Source organism: Streptomyces sp. NPDC127038, assembly GCF_042725875.1.
GTDB lineage: Bacteria > Actinomycetota > Actinomycetes > Streptomycetales > Streptomycetaceae > Streptomyces.
In genome coordinates this window covers 37,024-57,577 of record NZ_JBHXDQ010000062.1, presented here as the reverse complement: position 1 = coordinate 57,577, position 20,554 = coordinate 37,024, and the positions used below count along the sequence as shown (strand labels likewise).

General features: G+C 70.3%; 12 protein-coding genes, 1 tRNA gene, 1 rRNA gene and 1 pseudogene. 12 read left to right on the top strand and 3 right to left on the bottom strand.

Annotated features, from left to right (window positions below; translation table 11 throughout):
- From rrf to ACFWI4_RS32315, 3 genes are all read left to right on the top strand, one after another.
- Positions 1-93: ribosomal RNA gene (gene rrf / locus ACFWI4_RS32325) — 5S ribosomal RNA — on the top strand; the annotation flags it as partial.
- Between the two features lie 113 nt (positions 94-206).
- Entirely contained in the window at positions 207-869 is a 663-nt protein-coding gene (locus ACFWI4_RS32320) for a DegT/DnrJ/EryC1/StrS family aminotransferase (RefSeq protein WP_387203570.1), read from the top strand.
- Positions 870-952: 83 nt separating this feature from the next.
- Positions 953-1,025 (top strand) — tRNA-Thr (locus ACFWI4_RS32315).
- Between the two features lie 149 nt (positions 1,026-1,174).
- Here the strand turns inward: ACFWI4_RS32315 and ACFWI4_RS32310 are convergent.
- A complete protein-coding gene (locus ACFWI4_RS32310; protein WP_385401518.1) occupies positions 1,175-3,922 on the bottom strand; it encodes a SpoIIE family protein phosphatase in 2,748 nt (915 codons plus the stop codon).
- Positions 3,923-4,311: 389 nt separating this feature from the next.
- On the opposite strand from ACFWI4_RS32310, the gene ACFWI4_RS32305 reads away from it, so the two are divergent.
- From ACFWI4_RS32305 to ACFWI4_RS32265, 9 genes and pseudogenes are all read left to right on the top strand, one after another.
- Complete coding sequence (locus ACFWI4_RS32305; protein ID WP_387203559.1) at positions 4,312-9,804, top strand: HAMP domain-containing protein; 5,493 nt, start codon at positions 4,312-4,314, stop codon at positions 9,802-9,804.
- Positions 9,805-10,137: 333 nt separating this feature from the next.
- Positions 10,138-10,821 carry a two-component system response regulator gene (locus ACFWI4_RS32300; RefSeq protein WP_151468805.1) on the top strand — a complete coding sequence of 228 codons (684 nt, stop codon included), beginning with the start codon at positions 10,138-10,140 and terminating at the stop codon, positions 10,819-10,821.
- Positions 10,822-10,993: 172 nt separating this feature from the next.
- Positions 10,994-13,747: a DNA translocase FtsK gene (locus ACFWI4_RS32295; RefSeq protein WP_387203556.1), complete on the top strand. Its 2,754-nt coding sequence runs from the start codon at positions 10,994-10,996 to the stop codon at positions 13,745-13,747.
- 335 nt (positions 13,748-14,082) lie between these two features.
- Positions 14,083-14,940: a helix-turn-helix domain-containing protein gene (locus tag ACFWI4_RS32290; protein WP_387203553.1), complete on the top strand. Its 858-nt coding sequence runs from the start codon at positions 14,083-14,085 to the stop codon at positions 14,938-14,940.
- 91 nt (positions 14,941-15,031) lie between these two features.
- On the top strand, positions 15,032-16,507 hold the full coding sequence (gene rimO, locus ACFWI4_RS32285; RefSeq protein ID WP_387203550.1) for a 30S ribosomal protein S12 methylthiotransferase RimO: 1,476 nt from the start codon (positions 15,032-15,034) through the stop codon (positions 16,505-16,507).
- Positions 16,504-17,247, top strand: a complete 744-nt coding sequence (pgsA, locus tag ACFWI4_RS32280; RefSeq protein ID WP_387203547.1) for a CDP-diacylglycerol--glycerol-3-phosphate 3-phosphatidyltransferase — start codon at positions 16,504-16,506, stop codon at positions 17,245-17,247. Before rimO ends, pgsA begins: the two co-directional genes overlap by 4 nt.
- Positions 17,244-17,789 carry a CinA family protein gene (locus tag ACFWI4_RS32275; protein WP_387203544.1) on the top strand — a complete coding sequence of 182 codons (546 nt, stop codon included), beginning with the start codon at positions 17,244-17,246 and terminating at the stop codon, positions 17,787-17,789. Before pgsA ends, ACFWI4_RS32275 begins: the two co-directional genes overlap by 4 nt.
- A 109-nt stretch (positions 17,790-17,898) precedes the next feature.
- The gene (locus tag ACFWI4_RS32270) at positions 17,899-18,276 is read left to right on the top strand and encodes a helix-turn-helix domain-containing protein (RefSeq protein ID WP_037620346.1); all 378 of its coding nucleotides are present in this window, start codon (positions 17,899-17,901) and stop codon (positions 18,274-18,276) included.
- A 231-nt stretch (positions 18,277-18,507) separates the two neighbouring features.
- Positions 18,508-18,756 (top strand): annotated as a pseudogene (locus tag ACFWI4_RS32265) (hypothetical protein); the annotation flags it as partial.
- Between the two features lie 109 nt (positions 18,757-18,865).
- Here the strand turns inward: ACFWI4_RS32265 and ACFWI4_RS32260 are convergent.
- Both ACFWI4_RS32260 and ACFWI4_RS32255 read right to left on the bottom strand, forming a co-directional pair.
- Positions 18,866-19,627 carry an SDR family NAD(P)-dependent oxidoreductase gene (locus tag ACFWI4_RS32260; protein ID WP_387203541.1) on the bottom strand — a complete coding sequence of 254 codons (762 nt, stop codon included), beginning with the start codon at positions 19,625-19,627 and terminating at the stop codon, positions 18,866-18,868.
- 32 nt (positions 19,628-19,659) lie between these two features.
- On the bottom strand, positions 19,660-20,526 hold the full coding sequence (locus ACFWI4_RS32255) for an Fpg/Nei family DNA glycosylase (RefSeq protein WP_387203538.1): 867 nt from the start codon (positions 20,524-20,526) through the stop codon (positions 19,660-19,662).
- Positions 20,527-20,554: the final 28 nt, after the last annotated feature.

Here is a 20,554-nt window from a genome sequence, read left to right as displayed (position 1 = left end):
ACGCCCGGTTACATTCCGAACCCGGAAGCTAAGCCTCACAGCGCCGATGGTACTGCAGGGGGGACCCTGTGGGAGAGTAGGACGCCGCCGAACAAATTTTAGAGAGCTGGTCCCCGAACTTCGGTTCGGGGACCAGCTCTTTTTTGTTTTGCTTTACTTCAAGTTCACGTTGCGCGACCAGGATCCGCACCATGGGTACTGCTGCAATGCTCAGAGCCGCGGGCGTCGGAGCCGGTGACGAGGTCGTCGTGCCGGCCTTCGGGAACGTGGAGGTCGCCGACGCCGTCACCGAGGCCGGCGCCACCGTCGTCTTCGCCGACATAGACCCGGCCACGTACTGCCTCGCCCCCATGGCCGTGGAGTCCGTCATAACTCCCCGGACCGCGGCGCTCGTTGTCGTGCACCGGTTCGGCCGGACCGCCGACATGGCGGGGCTGCGCGAGCTGGGACAGCGGAATGAACTGCTGGTCCTCGAACAGGGCGAGTCCGAGGCCCCGTACGACGAGATCGCGCAGCGCAGGGAGCGGGCCGCCTACCTCGACAGCCGGCTCAGCGGCGTACGCACACCGGCCGGCGGCGACGGACACACCTATCAGCAGTACGTCGTGCGGGTGCCCGGCAACGGACGGCCGGACCGGGACGCGTTCGCAAGGGCCGTACGGGCCAGGGGAGTCGAGTGCCGGGTTCCGGTGAAGACGCCCATGCACCGCCTCCCCGGGTTCCGCAGGGACGTACACCTTCCCGAGACGGAGCGCGCCGCCGACGAGACCCTCTCGCTGCCGGTGGACGGGACGCTGACGAAGCGCGAGATGCAGCGGATCGTCTCCGCGTGCAACGCGCTCGGCGGACTGCTGCAACCCGCCTTCTGATCAGCACCGGACTGGTTGGGAACACGGCCCAATTCAGGGTATGATCTCTCTTGTTGGCGCGAGGGAAACCTCGAAAGCGACAGGCCCCCCTAGCTCAGTCGGCAGAGCGTCTCCATGGTAAGGAGAAGGTCAACGGTTCGATTCCGTTGGGGGGCTCAGACAGAAAAGGCCTCCGCCCTTGTGGGCGGGGGCCTTTCGCATGTCGGGAGTCTTCTCGCGTATCCCGGGGCGTTGACACGCAATTCCGGGTCGAGGAGACCTGAGCCCCCGGGACATCCGTCCCAGGGGCGTCGGACCGCCGGACCTCAGTCCGTCTGGAGTCCGGGGACGCGCATCGCCAGAATCGCCATGTCGTCCGACGGGGCGTCGGAGGCGAAGCGTTCCACCGCCCGCATGATCCGTGCGGCGACCGCGCCGGCCGTCAGCCCCGTGCACGTGGTGAGGACATCGGCGAGACCGTCGTCGCCGAGCATGCGGGTGCCCTCCCGGCGCTCCGTGACGCCGTCCGTGACACACAGCAGGACATCGCCCGGATCGAGCGTGACCCTCTGCTCGTACAGCTCCAGGTCCTCCATGACACCGAGGAGCGGCTGCGGTTCGGCGGCCGGCTCGACCGTGCCGTCCTGGCGCAGGCGCAGCGGCAGCGGATGGCCGGCGCAGACGACCTTCAGGACGGCGCTGCCGTCCTCCTGGGGCCACAACTCCCCGTACAGGAGCGTCAGGAAGCGGCTGCGGGCGCCCTCGTCGAGGATCGCGGAGTTCAGCCGCTCCAGGACGGCGGGACCGCCGTAGCCCTCGCGGGCCAGCAGGCGCAGCGCGTGCCGGGCCAGGCCGGTGACCGCCGCCGCCTCCGGGCCCGTACCGCAGACGTCGCCGATGGCGAAGCCGTACGCGCCGTCGCGGATCGGGAAGAGGTCGTAGAAGTCACCGCCGACCTCGTTGCCCTCGCCGGCCGCGCGATAGATGACCTCGACCTCGACGCCCTCGATCTGGGGGAGTTCCGGGGGCAGGAGGCTGCGCTGGAGTGACTGGCTGATGGCCGTGCGCTCCGAGTACAGGCGGGCGTTGTCCAGCGCGAGGGCCGCCCTGCGGGAGAGGTCCTCGGCCAACTCCAGGATCTCCTGGCGGAAATGCTCGTCCGACGGCTTGCCGAGGGTCAGCATGCCGATGACGCGGTTGCGGGCGACCAGTGGCAGGACCACGGTCTCTCCGCCGACCGCCGCGGCCGTCGCGAGTGTCGTGCCGATGCCGGAGCTCACCGACGTCTGTCCGCCGAGGCCCAGGCTGCGCATGGACGTGCGCAGCGCGGCGTCGTGGGCGGCGGCGGCCGGGGCCGCCCAGACGCGGGCGCCCGGGGTGGGCACGGGGTCCGGTGGGGCGATCTTCGAGAGCAACGCCTTGAGACCGTCGATGAGTTCCTCGTCCTCGTGCAGGACGTAAGAGAGGTACGGATCGGAGGCCTGGTCGGCGATCGTGTACACGGCGCACCAGGTGGCCAGGGTCGGGACCGTCATCTGCGCCATGAGGGCGAGGGTCTGGTCCCGGTCCAGGGTGCCGGCGAGCAGGTCGGAGGCCTCGACGAGGAAGGAGAGGGAGCCGCGGCGCAGGCGTTCCAGCTCGCCGAGGCGGGCCGACTCCACCGCGAGCGCGATGCGGTCGGCGGCGAACTGGAGGCGCAGGGCCTCCTCGTTGGAGTAGCGTCCCGGGGCTTCGGCCGCGACGCCGAGGGAGCCGGTGAGGCGGCCCTCGACCTTCAGGGGGACGGTGACGACCGAGCGCATGCCGGTGCCGCCGAGGAGCGGTACGGCGCCGGGGACGACCGTCAGGTCCTCGTGGACGGCGGGCATGCGGGCCGAGCCGTAGCGGCCGGGGCCCGCCTCGACGGGGACGCGGGCGAAGCGCTGGCGGGCGGAGGGCAGGCCCGTGGAGGCGCGTACCTCCAACTCGGTCTCGTCGTCGGTCGCGAGGAGCAGGAACGCGGAGTCGCCGTCGAGCATGTCGCGGGCCCGTTCCACCGTGCGCTGGAGGAGGCCGTCGAGGTCGTCGGGGGCCGGCGATCCGATGAAGACCTCGAACGGGTCGGTGGTCTGGCCCTCCGCGTGGGAGCCGGAGTCGGAGGCGGGTCCGCGCAACGGGGTCTGGAGGACGGCGCGTTCGTGGTCGCGGACCAGGAGGCAGACGGTGGAGGGCTCGCCGCCGGTGTCGCGGACGCGCAGGTGCGAGGCGTAGACCGGGGTGACGCGGCCGTCGGCGCAGCGGACGCCGTAACTGCCCTCCCAGCGCGAGAGCTGGAGGGCCTCGACGATGCCGGTGCCGGTGCCGGGGGTGTGCGGCCAGGCCGCCAGGTCGGTGAGCGGTTTGCCGGTGACCTGCTCGGCCGCGTAGCCGAAGAGTTCCTCGGCGTCCTCGTTCCAGGCGTTGATGGCGCCGGTGCGGTCGATCTGGATGACCGCGACGCGGACGCGGCCGTCGGCCAGGGGGAGGAGGTCGGCGGGCAGCGAGGGGCCGGCGGCACGGGTGCCGACCGCGCGCTCGGGGAGGTCGAGCTGGAACCAGACCTGCTTCTTGGTGGGGGTGTACTCGACGCCCCAGCGGCGGGCGAGGGCCGCGCAGAGCTGGAGGCCGCGGCCGCCCTCGCGGTCGGGGCTGCCCATGTTGACGGCCGTCGCCTGGAGTGGGATCTCGCGTTCGGGGTAGTGGTCCGCCACCTCGATGCGTACGCCGTCGTCGCTGCGCAGACACAGAACGTCGGCGGAGGTGCCCGCGTGCACGACGGCATTGGTGACCAGCTCGCTGGTCAGGACGACGGCGTCGTCGACGATGTCGGCGAAGCCCCAGCCCTGGAGCGTGTCCCGGACGAACGAGCGGGCGGTCGCGACGGAGCGTCCCACGGGTTCGAAACTGGCGGCCGCGCGCGCGGTGATCACAGAACTCCTTGTCCGGTCGTCGGCGTGCGGGGCTCCCTGGCCCACGCGCTCCTGTGCGGGCAGAGCGTGGTGCCCTGTCGGCCGGGGATCCTGGGGTGTCCCTCCAGGATGCAGTCCGGTGGTCATGGTGCGGTGCCCCTCCGATGCCTGCCCGCTCGTGCTCGTGCCACCGCCCAGGCCGGACGGGACCGGCACGGCTGGACAGCCGCTTGCAAGGTTACTTACCTTCGCGGCGCCCGCGGATGCCGGTCACGGGTGTTTCCGTCTTGAAGAGTGCGGTGTTTCCGTTCGGACAGGTGCGTGTGATTGCCTCCGGCCAGGGCTGGAGGACTGTCCCGTGTGTGTGCGGACGATGTGCGAAGCTGCCGAACTGTTATGGCCTGGTTCGGCCGGGGTGAAACACTGGGCAGGCTCCAGGTAGTAGGTCCGGGCAGGTCGGATGCCTCCCGTGCACCACGAGAAGAAGTACCCGAGTACGCCGAGCAGTATCGGTCGACCCTTGCGGGAGGGACACAGTGGAGTCTGGCGCAGCGACGCGGGGCGGTAGGACGCGCGCGAAAGGCGGACAGTCCCTGAAGAGCGGGCGCACACCGCGCACCGGTACCACCGAGGTGGACACGGCGGCCCTGAACCGGCTGCTGGCGGCCCTGGTGTCGATGAGGGACGGCAACTTCCGCAAGCGGCTCACTGTTTCCGGTGACGGCGTGATGTCCGAGATCTCCGCCGTCTTCAACGAGGTCGCGGACCGCAACATGCACCTGACGGGTGAGCTGTCGCGGGTGCGGCGTGTGGTGGGGCGTGAGGGCAAACTCACGGAGCGGCTGGAGGCGGGCGCCGGCGAGGGGGCCTGGGCGGCCGCGATCGACGCGTCGAACGCGCTGGTGGACGATCTCGTACGGCCCGTGTCCGAGGTCGGCCGGGTGCTGTCCGCCGTCGCGGAGGGCGATCTGTCGCCGCGGATGGACCTGCGGGCGCAGGCGGCGGACGGGAACGGGCATCCGCTGCGCGGTGAGTTCCTGCGGGTGGGCCGGACGGTCAACAACCTGGTGGACCAGCTGTCGACGTTCACCGACGAGGTGAGCCGGGTCGCCAGCGAGGTGGGGACCGAGGGCAAGCTGGGCGGGCAGGCCCGGGTCCGCGGGATGTCCGGTTCGTGGAAGGACCTCACGGACTCGGTCAACACGATGGCGTACCGGCTCACCGCTCAGGTGCGTGACATCGCTCTCGTGACGACGGCGGTCGCCAAGGGCGACCTGTCGCGCAAGGTGACCGTCCATGTGGCGGGCGAGATGCTGGAGCTGAAGAACACCGTCAACACGATGGTGGACCAGCTGTCCTCGTTCTCCTCCGAGGTGACACGCGTCGCGCGCGAGGTGGGTACGGAGGGTGAGCTGGGCGGGCAGGCCCAGGTGCCCGGTGTGGCGGGGGTGTGGAAGGACCTCACCGATTCGGTGAACCTCATGGCCGGCAACCTGACGGCCCAGGTGCGCGGGATCGCGCAGGTGACGACGGCGGTCGCGAGCGGTGACCTCTCGCAGAAGGTGACCGTCTCGGCGCGCGGCGAGGTCGCGCAGCTCGCCGAGACGATCAACCAGATGACCGAGACGCTGCGGACGTTCGCCGACGAGGTCACCCGGGTCGCCAACGAGGTCGGCGGCGAGGGCAGGCTCGGCGGTCAGGCGAACGTGCCGGGGGCGGCGGGTACGTGGAAGGACCTCACGGACTCCGTCAACACGGTCTTCCGGAACCTCACCACGCAGGTGCGTGACATCGCGGCCGTGACGACCGCCGTGGCCAACGGCGATCTGTCGCAGAAGGTCAGTGTCCAGGTCGCCGGCGAGATGCTGGAGCTGAAGAACACCGTCAACACGATGGTCGACCAGCTGTCGTCGTTCGGTGTCGAGGTCACGCGGGTGGCGCGCGAGGTCGGTGTCGAGGGTGAACTGGGCGGCCAGGCCCAGGTTCCGGGTGTGGCCGGAACGTGGAAGGACCTCACCGACTCCGTCAACACGGCGTTCCAGAACCTGACCGGCCAGGTGCGCAACATCGCCCAGGTGACGACGGCGGTCGCCAACGGTGATCTGTCGCAGAAGGTCACCGTCGAGGTCGCCGGCGAGATGCTGGAACTGAAGGTCACCGTGAACACCATGGTGGACCAGCTGTCGAGCTTCGCCGACCAGGTGACGCGGATGGCCCGTGACGTGGGTACGGAGGGCCGCCTCGGCGGACAGGCCCGGGTGGACGGGGTGTCCGGCACCTGGAAGGAACTCACGGACTCCGTCAACTTCATGGCGGGGAACCTGACGTCGCAGGTGCGGCAGATCGCGCAGGTGACCACCGCGGTGGCCCGGGGCGACCTGTCGCAGAAGATCGACGTGGACGCGCGCGGCGAGATCCTGGAGCTGAAGAACACCATCAACACGATGGTCGACCAGCTCTCCGCGTTCGCCGACCAGGTGACCCGCGTGGCCCGTGACGTGGGTACGGAGGGCCGCCTCGGCGGGCAGGCGCAGGTGCCCGGCGTCGCCGGTGTGTGGCGCGACCTGACCGACTCGGTGAACGGCATGGCCGGCAACCTCACCGCCCAGGTGCGCAACATCGCCCAGGTCGCGACCGCGGTGGCCCGCGGTGACCTGTCGCAGAAGATCGACGTGGACGCGCGCGGCGAGATCCTGGAGCTGAAGAACACCCTCAACACGATGGTGGACCAGCTGTCGTCGTTCGCCGAGCAGGTGACGCGGGTGGCCCGCGAGGTGGGTACGGAGGGCATCCTCGGCGGGCAGGCCGAGGTGCAGGGTGTCTCCGGCACCTGGAAGGACCTCACCCAGTCGGTGAACTTCATGGCCAACAACCTGACCATCCAGGTGCGCAACATCGCCGAGGTCACGACCGCGGTGGCCATGGGTGACCTGTCGAAGAAGATCACCGTCGACGCCAAGGGCGAGATCCTCGAACTGGTCACCACTGTCAACACGATGGTGGACCAGCTGTCGTCGTTCGCCGAGCAGGTGACCCGGGTGGCCCGCGAGGTGGGAACCGAGGGCCAGTTGGGCGGTCAGGCGCGGGTGCCCGGGGTCACGGGCATCTGGAAGGACCTGAGCGACAACGTCAACCTGATGGCCTACAACCTGACCATGCAGGTGCGGAACATCTCGCAGGTGGCGGCGGCCGTCGCCAACGGCGACCTGACCCGGACGGTGACGATCAAGGCGAGCGGCGAGGTCGCGCAGCTCGCCGACACCTTCAACACCATGGTGAAGACGCTGAGTTCGTTCGCCGAGCAGGTCACCAAGGTGGCCCGCGAGGTGGGTACGGACGGCATCCTCGGCGGTCAGGCGCACGTCCCGGGAGTCGCGGGCACGTGGAAGGACCTCACCGAGTCGGTGAACGGGATGGCCTCCAACCTGACCGGCCAGGTGCGCAACATCGCGATGGTCACCACGGCCATCGCCAAGGGCGATCTCACCAAGAAGATCGACATCGACGCGCGCGGCGAGATCCTGGAGCTCAAGACCACCATCAACACGATGGTCGACCAGCTGTCGTCCTTCGCCGAGGAGGTCACCCGGGTGGCCCGCGAGGTGGGCACGGAAGGGCAGTTGGGCGGTCAGGCGCGGGTCCGGGACGTCGACGGGACCTGGCGCGACCTGACCGAGTCGGTGAACGAGATGGCAGGGAACCTGACCCGTCAGGTGCGTGCCATCGCGCGCGTGGCGACCGCGGTGACCCGCGGCGACCTGAACCTGAAGATCGACGTGGACGCGTCCGGCGAGATCCAGGAACTCCAGGACTACATCAACAAGATGATCGCCAACCTGCGCGACACCACGATCGCGAACAAGGAGCAGGACTGGCTGAAGGGCAACCTCGCCCGGATCTCCGCCCTGATGCAGGGCCGGCGCGATCTGGACGACGTGGCCTCGCTGATCATGAGCGAGCTGACGCCGGTCGTCTCGGCGCAGCACGGCGCGTTCTTCCTCTCGATGCCGCTGGTCGACGGCAAGGACGCGGGCACCGAGGACGCCGAGGCGTACGAGCTGCGCATGCTCGGGTCGTACGGCTACTCGATGGGCTCCATGCCGACGTCGTTCCGGCCCGGTGAGGCGCTGATCGGGACGGCCGCGCAGGAGAAGCGCACGATCCTGGTGGAGAACGCGCCGAGCGGCTACCTGAAGATCTCCTCCGGGCTCGGCGAGGCGCCTCCGGCGCAGGTCATCGTGCTCCCGGTGCTCTTCGAGGGGACCGTCCTCGGGGTCATCGAGCTGGCGTCGTTCACGCCGTTCACGCAGATCCAGAAGGACTTCCTGAACCAGATCGCGGAGATGATCGCGACGAGCGTCAACACCATCTCGGTCAACACCAAGACGGAGGTGCTGCTGCGGCAGTCGCAGGAGCTCACCGAGCAACTGAGGGAACGTTCCGCGGAGTTGGAGAACCGGCAGAAGGCGCTCCAGGACTCCAACGCGGAGCTGGAGGACAAGGCCGAGCTGCTGGCCCAGCAGAACCGCGACATCGAGGTCAAGAACACCGAGATCGAGGAGGCGCGGCAGGTCCTGGAGGAGCGCGCCGAGCAGCTCGCGGTCTCCATGCGCTACAAGAGCGAGTTCCTGGCGAACATGTCGCACGAGCTGCGCACCCCGCTCAACTCGCTGCTGATCCTGGCCAAGCTGCTCGCCGACAACGCGGACACCAACCTCACGCCGAAGCAGGTCGAGTTCGCCGAGACGATCCACGGCGCGGGCTCCGACCTGCTCCAGCTGATCAACGACATCCTCGACCTGTCGAAGGTCGAGGCGGGCAAGATGGACGTGTCGCCGACCCGCATCGCGCTCGTCCAGCTCGTCGACTACGTGGAGGCGACCTTCCGTCCGCTGACCGCGGAGAAGGGGCTCGACTTCTCCGTACGGGTCTCGCCCGAACTGCCCGCCACGCTGCACACCGACGAGCAGCGGCTGCTCCAGGTGCTGCGCAACCTGCTCTCCAACGCGGTGAAGTTCACCGACTCGGGCGCGGTCGAGCTGGTGATCAGGCCGGCCGGGGCGGATGTGCCGGTGGCTATCAGGGAACAGCTGCTGGAGTCGGGGTCGCTGCGGGACGCGGACGGTGATCTGATCGCGTTCTCCGTGACCGACACCGGGATCGGGATCGCCGCGAGCAAGATGCGGGTGATCTTCGAGGCGTTCAAGCAGGCGGACGGCACGACGAGCCGCAAGTACGGCGGTACGGGTCTGGGCCTGTCCATCTCGCGGGAGATCGCTCGGCTGCTGGGCGGCGAGATCTACGCCCAGAGCGAGCCGGGACGCGGCTCCACCTTCACCCTGTACCTGCCGCTGCACCCGAGCGAACTGCCGCCGCAGGGGTACGGGCAGTTGGCGCCGGCGATGGAGGCCGGGGAGCTGCTGGCCTCCGAGGCCGAACTGCGCAGCACCGGGATGCCGGCCGAGGTGAAGTCGTACCAGGACGCCCAGAACGGGCCCGCCGCGCTGTTCAGGAGGCGCCGCAGGGCCCTGCCCACGGCCGAGCAGCGCGCGGACGCGGCCGGGCAGCAGGACGGAGGCGCGGGCGCTGCCCAGGAGCCGTGGGCGGCCGCAGGACAGCAGGACGGGGCGCAGAACGGCCGGGGCATCCGCTTCGAGGGCGAGAAGGTCCTGATCGTCGACGACGACATCCGCAACGTCTTCGCGCTGACCAGCGTCCTGGAGCAGCACGGGCTGTCGGTGCTGTACGCGGAGAACGGCCGCGAGGGCATCGAGGTCCTGGAGCAGCACGACGATGTGACGGTCGTTCTGATGGACATCATGATGCCCGAGATGGACGGCTACGCCACGACCACGGCGATCCGGCGGATGCCGCAGTTCGCGGGGCTGCCGATCATCGCGCTCACGGCGAAGGCGATGAAGGGCGACCGGGAGAAGGCGATCGAGTCGGGTGCCTCCGACTACGTGACCAAGCCGGTCGATCCCGATCACCTGCTGTCGGTGATGGCGCAGTGGATGCGTCAGGGGTGACACACTCGGGGGAGTGACGCGGGCCGTCACGGTGTGCCGCGCGGCGGTGCACCGTGCGGCACGGCCGCTCCGGGCGGCCCCGGTGCGGATGACTGACTGTGCCCGAAGCCGTGTAGAAGCCCGGGATACGGGGAACCTTCTGGTCCCCTGCCGCGTTTCTGCTACGTGCACAGTGACATCACGGTGACAGGGTGTGGCGACGGGCGGGGTGCGGCTAGCATGACCGGCACAAGGACGGACGGCGCAAGGGAGTCGTCCCCTGGGGCGGCGCCCGGCGCTTCCCCAAGTCCTGCGGACAGGGGAGGCCCCATGCCGGGGCGAGGAGGGCGGGCCATGGTACAGAAGGCCAAGATCCTCCTGGTCGATGACCGGCCGGAGAATCTGTTGGCGCTGGAGGCGATCCTCTCCGCGCTCGATCAGACACTGGTACGGGCATCGTCCGGGGAGGAAGCGCTCAAAGCGCTGCTCACGGACGACTTCGCGGTCATTCTGCTGGACGTCCAGATGCCGGGCATGGACGGATTCGAGACCGCCGCGCACATCAAGCGGCGGGAGCGGACCCGGGACATCCCGATCATCTTCCTGACCGCCATCAACCACGGCCCGCACCACACCTTCCGGGGGTACGCGGCCGGCGCGGTGGACTACATCTCCAAGCCCTTCGACCCGTGGGTGCTGCGCGCGAAGGTCTCGGTCTTCGTCGAGCTCTACATGAAGAACTGCCAGCTCCGGGAGCAGGCGGCCCTGTTGCGGCTCCAGCTGGAGGGCGGCGGCAAGGCGGCGCTCGGCGAGGCCAAGGAGCCCGCCGGACTCCTCGCCGAACTCTCCGCGCGGCTCGCCGCCGTCGAGGAGCAGGCCGAGGCGCTGTCCAAGCAGCTCGACGACGACTCCGCGGACGCGGCGGCCGTGGCGACCGCAGCCCATCTGGAGCGCAAACTCACCGGACTTCGCAGGGCGCTGGACGCCCTGGAGCCGGGCACGGGGAGCGGCGCGCCCTCGGTGCCGTCCCAGGGCTGAAGCCCGCGAGGAAGCGTTCCGAGGACCCCGCGCGGTCTTGAGGAAGCGTCAGTTCCGTTCCCGGCAAGGCTGACACGATCGGATGAAGCCGGGATTCCCCCTGTTCGAGCGATGTCGAGAACTTGGGGGAGGCACACGTGTCGCTGTCGTCTCCACCGGTAACCTCACACACATGGCCTCACGTCAGTCCGCAGCCAAGAAGCCGCCCGCGAAGAAGGCGGCCGCTCCGACGAAGGCTCCGGCGAAGAAGGCCCCCGCGAAAAAGGCCCCCGTCAAGAAGGCAGCCGCCGCCAAGGCGCCCGCCAAGAGGGCCCCCGCGAAGAAGCCCGTCCCCGCGCCGGCGCCCAACCCGACCGCGGGCGTGTACCGACTCGTACGCGCCCTGTGGCTGGGCATCGCGCATGCCGTCGGAGCCACCTTCCGCGGGATAGGGCGCGGCGCCAAGGGGCTCGACCCGGCGCACCGCAAGGACGGGCTCGCGCTCCTGCTGATCGGTCTCGGCCTGATCGTCGCGGCGGGCACCTGGTCCAATCTGCGCGGTCCCGTCGGCGACCTCGTCGAGATGCTGGTCACCGGCGCCTTCGGCCGCCTCGACCTCCTCGTCCCGATACTCCTCGCCGTGATCGCGGCGCGCCTCATCCGGCACCCCGAGCAGCCCGAGGCCAACGGCCGGATCGTGATCGGTCTGTCGGCGCTCGTGATCGGGGTGCTCGGGCAGGTGCACATCGCCTGCGGATCGCCCGCGCGCAGCGACGGCATGCAGGCGATAAGGGACGCCGGCGGACTCATCGGCTGGGGGGCCTCCACCCCGCTGACGTACACCATGGGTGACGTCCTGGCCGTACCGCTCCTCGTGCTGCTCACGATCTTCGGACTGCTGGTGGTCACGGCGACCCCGGTCAACGCGATCCCGCAGCGGCTGCGGCTGCTCGGCCGGAAACTCGGCATCGTCCAGGACGACTTCGACGAGGACGCGCTCGGCGAGGACGACGAGCGCTACGACGACCAGTGGCGCGAGGGCATGGCCCCGCGCCCCGGCGGACGCTCGCGCGCCCCCGGGGCCTACGACCCCGAGGACGCCGAGCAGGAGGCGCTCACCCGGCGCAGGGGCCGCCCCAGGCGGCCCGGCGCGCAGCAGCCCGACATGAACCGGCCGATGGACGCCGTGGACGTCGCCGCGGCCGCCGCGGCGGCCCTGGACGGCGCCGTGCTGCACGGGATGCCGCCGTCGCCGCTGGTCGCCGATCTGACGCACGGCGTCAGCGTGGAGCGCGACGGGTACGAGGAGACCACGCCGGTGCCGGCCGCCCGCGCCAAGGTGGTCCCCGGCGCCAAGCGGCCCAAGCAGGAGAGCCTGCCGGTCGAGTCCGTCGTGCCCGACCTGACGAAGGCGGCCCCCGACGCCCCGCGCGAACTGCCCCCGCGCGCGGAGCAGCTGCAGCTCTCCGGGGACATCACCTACTCGCTGCCCTCACTGGACCTCCTGGAGCGCGGCGGACCCGGCAAGACGCGCAGCGCCGCCAACGACGCGGTCGTCGACTCGCTGCGCCAGGTCTTCGCCGAGTTCAAGGTGGACGCCGACGTCACGGGCTTCACCCGCGGACCGACGGTCACGCGCTACGAGGTCACGCTCGGGCCCGCCGTGAAGGTCGAGCGGATCACCGCGCTGACCAAGAACATCGCGTACGCGGTCGCCAGCCCCGACGTGCGGATCATCAGCCCGATCCCCGGCAAGTCCGCGGTCGGCATCGAGATCCCCAACACCGACCGCGAGATGGTCAACCTCGGTGACGTGCTGCGGCTCGCGGACGCGGCGGAGGACGACCATCCGATGCTGGTCGCGCTCGGCAAGGACGTCGAGGGCGGCTACGTGATGGCCAACCTGGCGAAGATGCCGCACGTCCTGGTCGCCGGAGCCACCGGTTCCGGCAAGTCGTCCTGCATCAACTGCCTGATCACCTCGGTCATGGTCCGGGCGACCCCCGAGGACGTGCGGATGGTCCTCGTGGACCCCAAGCGCGTCGAGCTGACCGCGTACGAGGGCATCCCGCACCTGATCACACCGATCATCACCAACCCGAAGCGGGCCGCCGAGGCGCTCCAGTGGGTCGTACGGGAGATGGACCTGCGCTACGACGACCTCGCGGCGTTCGGGTTCCGGCACATCGACGACTTCAACGAGGCCATCAGGAACGGCAAGGTCAAGCTGCCCGAGGGCAGCGAGCGCGAGCTCAGCCCGTACCCGTACCTCCTGGTGATCGTCGACGAGCTCGCCGACCTGATGATGGTCGCGCCGCGCGACGTCGAGGACTCCATCGTGCGCATCACCCAGCTCGCGCGCGCGGCCGGCATCCATCTGGTGCTCGCCACGCAGCGGCCCTCCGTGGACGTCGTCACGGGTCTGATCAAGGCGAACGTGCCCTCCCGGCTAGCGTTCGCCACCTCCTCCCTCGCGGACTCGCGGGTCATCCTCGACCAGCCCGGTGCCGAGAAGCTCATCGGCAAGGGCGACGGGCTCTTCCTGCCGATGGGGGCCAACAAGCCCACGCGCATGCAGGGAGCCTTCGTCACCGAGGACGAAGTCGCGGCGATCGTCCGGCACTGCAAGGATCAGATGGCGCCCGTCTTCAGGGACGACGTCACCGTGGAGACCAAGCAGAAGAAGGAGATCGACGAGGACATCGGTGACGACCTCGACCTGCTGTGCGCGGCCGCCGAACTCGTCGTCTCCACGCAGTTCGGGTCCACCTCGATGCTCCAGCGCAAGCTGCGCGTCGGCTTCGCCAAGGCCGGCCGGCTCATGGACCTCATGGAGTCGCGCGGGATCGTGGGGCCGAGCGAGGGTTCCAAGGCGCGTGACGTCCTGGTGAAGGCCGACGAGCTGGACGGGGTGTTGGCCGTGATGCGCGGGGAAGCAGAGGCTTAGAGCCCCTCGGCGAGGGGGGACGGTACGGCCGGTGACGGCAGGGTGGGTGCGCGGCGGTCGCTCGGGGAGCGGCCGCGCTGTCGGGCGGATGGCGGAACGTCATATTCCGAACCCGGCTGATGCATGAACGTGACTCACCCGTAAGGAGTCGGTGAGCAACCGTTTCGCCTTGTCGCACGTCAAGTTGAGCGAAGGGACGCCACCATGTCCCTATATCAGGATGACCGGCCATTCTGATGGCGTACAAAGTCCCACCGCCCGGTTGCCCCACCCTTTCGTACCCCCCCTAAACTGTACTTCCAGCACAGGTGGCTACACGCTCGAAAGGCGCCCCCGTGTCCATCGTCAACTCACCTGACGGCAACTCCCCCGAAGACGAGCGTCCGTTCGAAGACGACCTTGCGGCCGACCGGCCCTCGATCGGCCGTGCCCTTCAGAAGGCACGCATCGAGGCCCGTCTGACCGTCGACGACGTCAGCAACGCCACCCGCGTCCGTATCACGATCATCCACGCCATCGAACAGAACGACTTCGCCCCCTGTGGTGGCGACGTCTACGCGCGCGGGCACATCCGGACCCTGGCCCGCGCCGTCCGTCTCGATCCGGCCCCGCTGCTCACGCAGTACGACGCCGAGCACGGCGGACGTCCCGCGCCGACGCCCGCCGCCCCGCTCTTCGAGGCGGAACGCATCCGCCCCGAGCGCCGCGGACCGAACTGGACGGCCGCCATGGTCGCCGCGATCGTCGCGGTGATCGGCTTCGTCGGGTTCACCATGGTCAAGGGCAACGGGAACGGCGACGACTCGAAGACCCAGGTCGCCGAGGGGTCCACGCCGATCACCAAGAAGGCCCCCGGGCCGTCCGCGTCCGCCACCAAGCCCGCCGACCCCAAGCCCGAGCCGTCCGACAGCGCCATCGCGGCCGCCCCGCAGGACAAGGTGACCGTCCAGGTCAGCGCCGCGGACGGACGCAGCTGGATCTCCGCCAAGGACCACAACGGGCGGATGCTCTTCGACGGGCTGCTGAAGCAGGGCGAGTCCAAGACCTTCCAGGACAGCTCCAAGATCAACCTCATCCTCGGCGACGCCGGAGCCATCCAGCTGTTCGTCAACGGCAAGAAGATCGAGGATCAGTTCAAGCCGGGCGCGGTGGAGCGTCTGACGTACACCAAGGGCGACCCGCAGGTCGGCTAGGGGTCCCTGTAGCACACCGTCGACGGGGTCGGCCAAGATCGGCCAACCCCGTCGACGTGGGCTGTCGGCCAGACAAAGTAGTCTTGAGCCCATGCCTGAACGCCGTACCGTCGCACTCGTCACCCTTGGCTGCGCCCGTAACGAGGTGGACTCGGAGGAGCTCGCAGGCCGCTTGGAGGCGGACGGCTGGCAACTCGTGGAGGACGCCGAGCAAGCGGACGTCGCCGTCGTCAACACCTGCGGCTTCGTCGAAGCCGCCAAGAAGGACTCCGTCGACGCCCTCCTCGAAGCCAATGACCTCAAGGGGCACGGCAGAACACAGGCCGTGGTGGCCGTGGGCTGCATGGCCGAGCGGTACGGCAAGGAACTCGCCGAGGCCCTTCCCGAGGCCGACGGAGTCCTCGGCTTCGACGACTACGCCGACATCTCCGACCGCCTCCAGACCATCCTGAACGGCGGCATCCACGCCTCCCACACCCCGCGCGACCGGCGCAAGCTGCTGCCGATCAGCCCGGCCGAGCGGCAGAGCGCCGGCGAGGAAGTGGCCCTGCCCGGCCACGGCGCCCCCACCGACCTCCCCGAGGGCGTCGCCCCGGTCTCCGGCCCCCGCGCGCCCCTGCGCCGCCGCCTGGACGGCTCCCCGGTCGCCTCGGTGAAGCTCGCCTCCGGCTGCGACCGCCGCTGCACCTTCTGCGCCATCCCCTCCTTCCGCGGCTCGTTCATCTCGCGCCGCCCCAGCGACGTCCTGAACGAGACCCGCTGGCTCGCCGAGCAGGGCGTCAAGGAGGTGATGCTCGTCTCCGAGAACAACACCTCGTACGGCAAGGACCTGGGTGACATCCGTCTCCTGGAGACGATGCTCCCCGAGCTCGCCGAGATCGACGGCATCGAGCGCGTGCGGGTCAGCTACCTCCAGCCCGCCGAGATGCGCCCCGGACTCATCGACGTCCTGACCTCGACGCCGAACGTCGCCCCGTACTTCGACCTGTCCTTCCAGCACTCCGCGCCCGACGTGCTGCGCTCGATGCGCCGCTTCGGGGACACCGACCGGTTCCTGGAACTGCTCGACACCATCCGGGCCAAGGCCCCGCAGGCCGGCGTCCGCTCCAACTTCATCGTGGGCTTCCCCGGCGAGACCGAGGCCGACCTCGCGGAGCTGGAGCGCTTCCTCACCGGCGCCCGCCTCGACGCGATCGGCGTCTTCGGCTACTCGGACGAGGAAGGCACCGAAGCCGCGACCTACGAGAACAAGCTGGACGAGGACGTCGTCGCCGAGCGCCTCGCGCGCGTCTCGCGACTCGCCGAGGAACTGGTCGCCCAGCGCGCCGAGGAGCGCGTCGGCGAGACCGTCCGGGTGCTGGTCGAGGGCATCGACGACGAGGACGGCGCGTACGGCCGCGCCGAGCACCAGGCGCCGGAGACGGACGGCCAGGTGCTCTTCACGAGCGGCGAGGGTCTGACCGTGGGCCGTATCGTCGAGGCCAAGGTGGTCGGCACGGAAGGTGTCGACCTGGTGGCCGAGCCGCTTCCGGGCTCGCTCCCGAGCGCTGAGGAGGCGGCCAGATGACCGGAGCCCCGGCATCCGCGGCGGGCGGCTCCCCCGGCGCCAAAGGCGCGACGGGCGCCCCCGGCGCATCCGATGCCCCGGACGACACGTCCGGCGCTCCGGGAAGCCCGAAGACACCGCGTGGCGGGAAACTGGGCGCCGCGGCCGTCAACCAGGCGAGCCTGTGGAACATCGCCAACATCCTGACCATGATCCGGCTCGTCCTCGTGCCGGGCTTCGTGGCGCTGATGCTGGCCGACGGCGGATACGACCCGGCCATGCGTGCGTGGGCCTGGGCCGCCTTTGCCGTCGCCATGATCACCGACATCTTCGACGGTCATCTGGCGCGGACGTACAACCTCGTCACGGACTTCGGGAAGATCGCCGACCCCATCGCCGACAAGGCGATCATGGGGGCGGCGCTTGTCTGTCTGTCGGGGCTCGGCGATCTGCCCTGGTGGGTCACCTTCGTGATCCTCGGGCGTGAGCTCGGCGTCACGCTGCTGCGCTTCGTCGTGATCCGCTACGGAGTCATCCCGGCGAGCCGCGGCGGCAAGCTGAAGACGCTGGCCCAGGGCACGGCGGTCGGCATGTACATCCTGCCGCTGACCGGGGCGCTGGCCACCCTGAGGTTCTGGGTGATGGCCGTCGCGGTCGTGCTGACCGTGGTCACCGGGATCGACTATGTGAGACAGGCCATTGTGCTGCGCCGGCGCGGAATCGCCGAGCGCCGGGCCGCCGCCGCGGAGGCCGAGCGGTGACTCCCACGGCCACCGAAGTGGTGCGACTACTCACAGTGAAGGGCGAGACGCTCGCCGTCGCCGAGTCGCTCACCGGTGGCCTGGTGGCCGCGGAGATCACCGCGGTTCCGGGCGCCTCGAAGGTGTTCCGGGGCTCCGTGACCGCGTACGCCACCGAACTGAAGCACGAACTGCTCGGTGTCGACGTCACTCTTCTGGCTCAGCGCGGGGCGGTGGACGCGCAGGTCGCGGCGCAGATGGCCGCGGGAGTCCGTGCGGCGCTCGGCGCCGACTGGGGGATCGCGACCACCGGCGTGGCGGGTCCCGATCCTCAGGACGGGCAGCCGGTCGGTACGGTCTTCGTGGCCGTCGACGGGCCCCTCGAAGCCCCTGCCGGCACCCTCCCTGGCGGGAAAGTGGCGTCCCTGCGGTTGAACGGCGACCGGGCGGAAATCCGTATGGAGAGTGTACGCAGCGTGCTCGCACTGCTCTTTCGGGAGCTCGCGGGCGAACAGACCGGGAATGAGCGGGCACAGGATACGGAACAGAACGGGGGGTTTTGATGTTTGCAGCCCTGAGTGAACACGACATCGCTCCCCGCACGGCCGCGGCGCAAGGCGGTACGGTGGGGCGTGAAGGATGCGGCTACGCGGTCCGAGGAGGGAGCCACCGATGATTCTGCTCCGTCGCCTGCTGGGTGACGTGCTGCGTCGGCAGCGCCAGCGCCAGGGCCGTACTCTGCGCGAAGTCTCCTCGTCCGCCCGAGTCTCACTCGGCTATCTCTCCGAGGTGGAGCGGGGGCAGAAGGAGGCGTCCTCCGAACTGCTCTCCGCGATCTGCGACGCGCTGGACGTACGGATGTCCGAGCTCATGCGGGAAGTGAGCGACGAGCTCGCCCTCGCCGAGCTGGCACAGTCGGCTGCGGCCACCGAACCGGTGCCCGCACCGGTGCGTCGCCCGATGCTCAATTCCGTATCGGTGACCGGTGTGCCACCGGAACGAGTCACGATCAAGGCGCCTGCCGAAGCGGTCGACGTCGTCGCCGCCTGACGCTCACCGGCTCTCGTTCACCGAGCCGGTACACGTACCACCGAAGCCCCGGCCAGGGCTTCCCCGGGGAGACCCGGCGGAACCGGGCCGGGGCTTTCGCGTTCCCCGCGGCCCCTCGGGGCCCGTTTGCCGGTATCCCGCGCGGCCCCCATGGTGGAAAGGCCCCTCCATCAGGGGTGGCCCGCTCGCGCGTGAGATCGGCGGCCCGGTGCCGCGCCGGAGGAGGGTGCCATGGCAGGGCGAATAGTGCGCCGGGGGGCGTGCGTGGTGTTCGGTGCGCTGTGGTGGTTCAGCGTGCTCCGGCTCGTGCTGGTGCCCGGCGCCGGGGTGCTGGAGGGAACGGTCGCCGCGGGCGGGTGGGGGCTCAGCCTGCTGCCGGTCCACTGCGTGCCGAAGTCCAGGGCGGCCGGTGCCGTGGGGGCGGGCAGGTGGCGGAGCGGCGGACGAGCGAGGCGGCGCGGGGGCGAGACGGGGCGTGGGGACGGGGACGGATTCGGGCGCGGTGGCGGAATCGCGGACTCGGCCGGGCGTGGTGGCGCGCGCGGTGGCTGGGCCGGGCGCGGGCGCGGGAACGGTGGTGGCGGGGGTGTCACCAGGGCATGGCGACGCCGCCGTTGGGGCGGAGGATCTGGCCGGTGGTGAACGCGGAGGCGTCCGAGGCCAGGTACAGCACGGCGTGGGCGATGTCCTCGGGTTCCCCGACGCGGCCCAGCGGCGACAGGCGCGCCATGAACGCCTCGGTGTGAGCCTGCCGCTCCCCGTGGCGGTCGGTCATGGGAGTGCGGATCCAGCCCGGCGCCACGGCGTTGACGCGGATGCCGTGCGGGCCGGCCTCGGTCGCCAGTGTCTTCGTCAGCTGGACGACGGCCGCCTTGGCCGCGCTGTAGCAGAGCAGTCCGGGACCGCCCGAGTCGATGGCGCCGGACGCCATGGTGACGACGCTGCCCCGGACCCCGTTGGCGATCATGGAGCGGGCGGCCTCCTGGCAGGCGTACAGGACCCCCTTGAAGTTGACGCTCAGCACCCGGTCCAGGTCCTCGTCCAGGGTCTCCAGGACGGTGCTGCTGTGCATGATCCCGGCGATCGCCGCCATCACGTGGAGCGGGCCGCATGAGGCGACGGCCTGCCGCAGCGCGTCCCGGTCGGTGACGTCGACGCGATGGCCGAGGGCGGTGCCGCCCTGGTCCTTGATCAGCGTCGCCGTCTCGTGCGCGCCCTGTTCGTCGATGTCCGCGCAGTGCACGGTGGCGCCCGCCTCCGCCAGCAGAGCCGCCGTCGCGCGGCCGATGCCGCTGCCCGCGCCGGTGACGAAGGCGGTGCGTCCGGTGAGGTCGTACGCGGGGAGGCCCATGAACCGACGGTACGAAGAAATCTGACGGGTCGTCAATCGTTCGGGCGGGACTGCTCCCGTCCGGTGCGTGGGCGCACCGCGACGGGGTACCGGCCGGCGTCCTGGCCCGGGGCGGGGCCCGCCTGGCACCGGGGGCACCAGTACGTGGGCCGTTGACGGGATCCGTCGCCCTGGTTCCCCGAGCGGACCGGCGTCCCGCAGCGCAGACACGGGCGTGGGGCGCGCCCGTACACGAACAGGTTCTGCCGGGGATGCCCGGTGGTGACACGGACCGGACGGTCCCGGTTGTACTCCAGCAGCTTCTTGGCGAGGAACGGCAGTTGCCGGGCCCGGTCGGCGGGCAGCGCGCCGACGGGGAGCCAGGGCGTGACCCCGAGCAGGAAGCACAGCTCGCTCTTGTACACGTTCCCGATGCCCGCGAGATTGCGCTGGTCCAGCAGGGCCTCGCCGAGGGCGCGCCCGGGGTCGCGGAGGAGGTTCTCCAGGGCCTTGGCCGGATGCCAGTCGGGGCCCAGGAGGTCGGGGCCGAGATGGCCGACCGCGCCGGCCTCGTCGGCGGTGCGGAGCAGTTCCAGCACCGGCAGGCGGTAGCCGACCGCCGTCCGGTCCTCGGTGCCGAGCACGGCCCGGATCTGGTGCGCGGGGCCTCCGCTCCAGCGCCGCCCGCTCTCGTACACCCTCCAGGCGCCGTCCATCCGCAGATGCGAGTGCAGGGTCAGACCGCCCTCGACCCGGGTGAGGAGGTGCTTGCCGCGCGCGGTGACGTCCAGGACGGAACGACCGGTGAGGTCGGCCGTGGCGTACCGCGGCACCCGCAGGTCGGAACGGGTCAGGACCTTGCCCGCGAGGGCCGTGTGCAGGCGCTTCGCGGTCTGCTTGACGGTGTCTCCTTCGGGCATGGCTCCAGGGTGGCACGGGTGGGGGCGG

Excerpts from the sequence above, each read along its gene's own strand:
- pgsA (WP_387203547.1), top strand. The coding sequence starts at position 16,504 with ATGACCGGAGCCCCGGCATCCGCGGCGGGCGGCTCCCCCGGCGCCAAA.
- ACFWI4_RS32295 (WP_387203556.1), top strand. The coding sequence starts at position 10,994 with ATGGCCTCACGTCAGTCCGCAGCCAAGAAGCCGCCCGCGAAGAAGGCG.
- ACFWI4_RS32320 (WP_387203570.1), top strand. The coding sequence starts at position 207 with ATGCTCAGAGCCGCGGGCGTCGGAGCCGGTGACGAGGTCGTCGTGCCG.
- rimO (WP_387203550.1), top strand. The coding sequence starts at position 15,032 with ATGCCTGAACGCCGTACCGTCGCACTCGTCACCCTTGGCTGCGCCCGT.
- ACFWI4_RS32260 (WP_387203541.1), bottom strand. The coding sequence starts at position 19,627 with ATGGGCCTCCCCGCGTACGACCTCACCGGACGCACCGCCTTCGTCACC.
- ACFWI4_RS32300 (WP_151468805.1), top strand. The coding sequence starts at position 10,138 with ATGGTACAGAAGGCCAAGATCCTCCTGGTCGATGACCGGCCGGAGAAT.
- ACFWI4_RS32255 (WP_387203538.1), bottom strand. The coding sequence starts at position 20,526 with ATGCCCGAAGGAGACACCGTCAAGCAGACCGCGAAGCGCCTGCACACG.
- ACFWI4_RS32310 (WP_385401518.1), bottom strand. The coding sequence starts at position 3,922 with ATGACCACCGGACTGCATCCTGGAGGGACACCCCAGGATCCCCGGCCG.
- ACFWI4_RS32270 (WP_037620346.1), top strand. The coding sequence starts at position 17,899 with ATGATTCTGCTCCGTCGCCTGCTGGGTGACGTGCTGCGTCGGCAGCGC.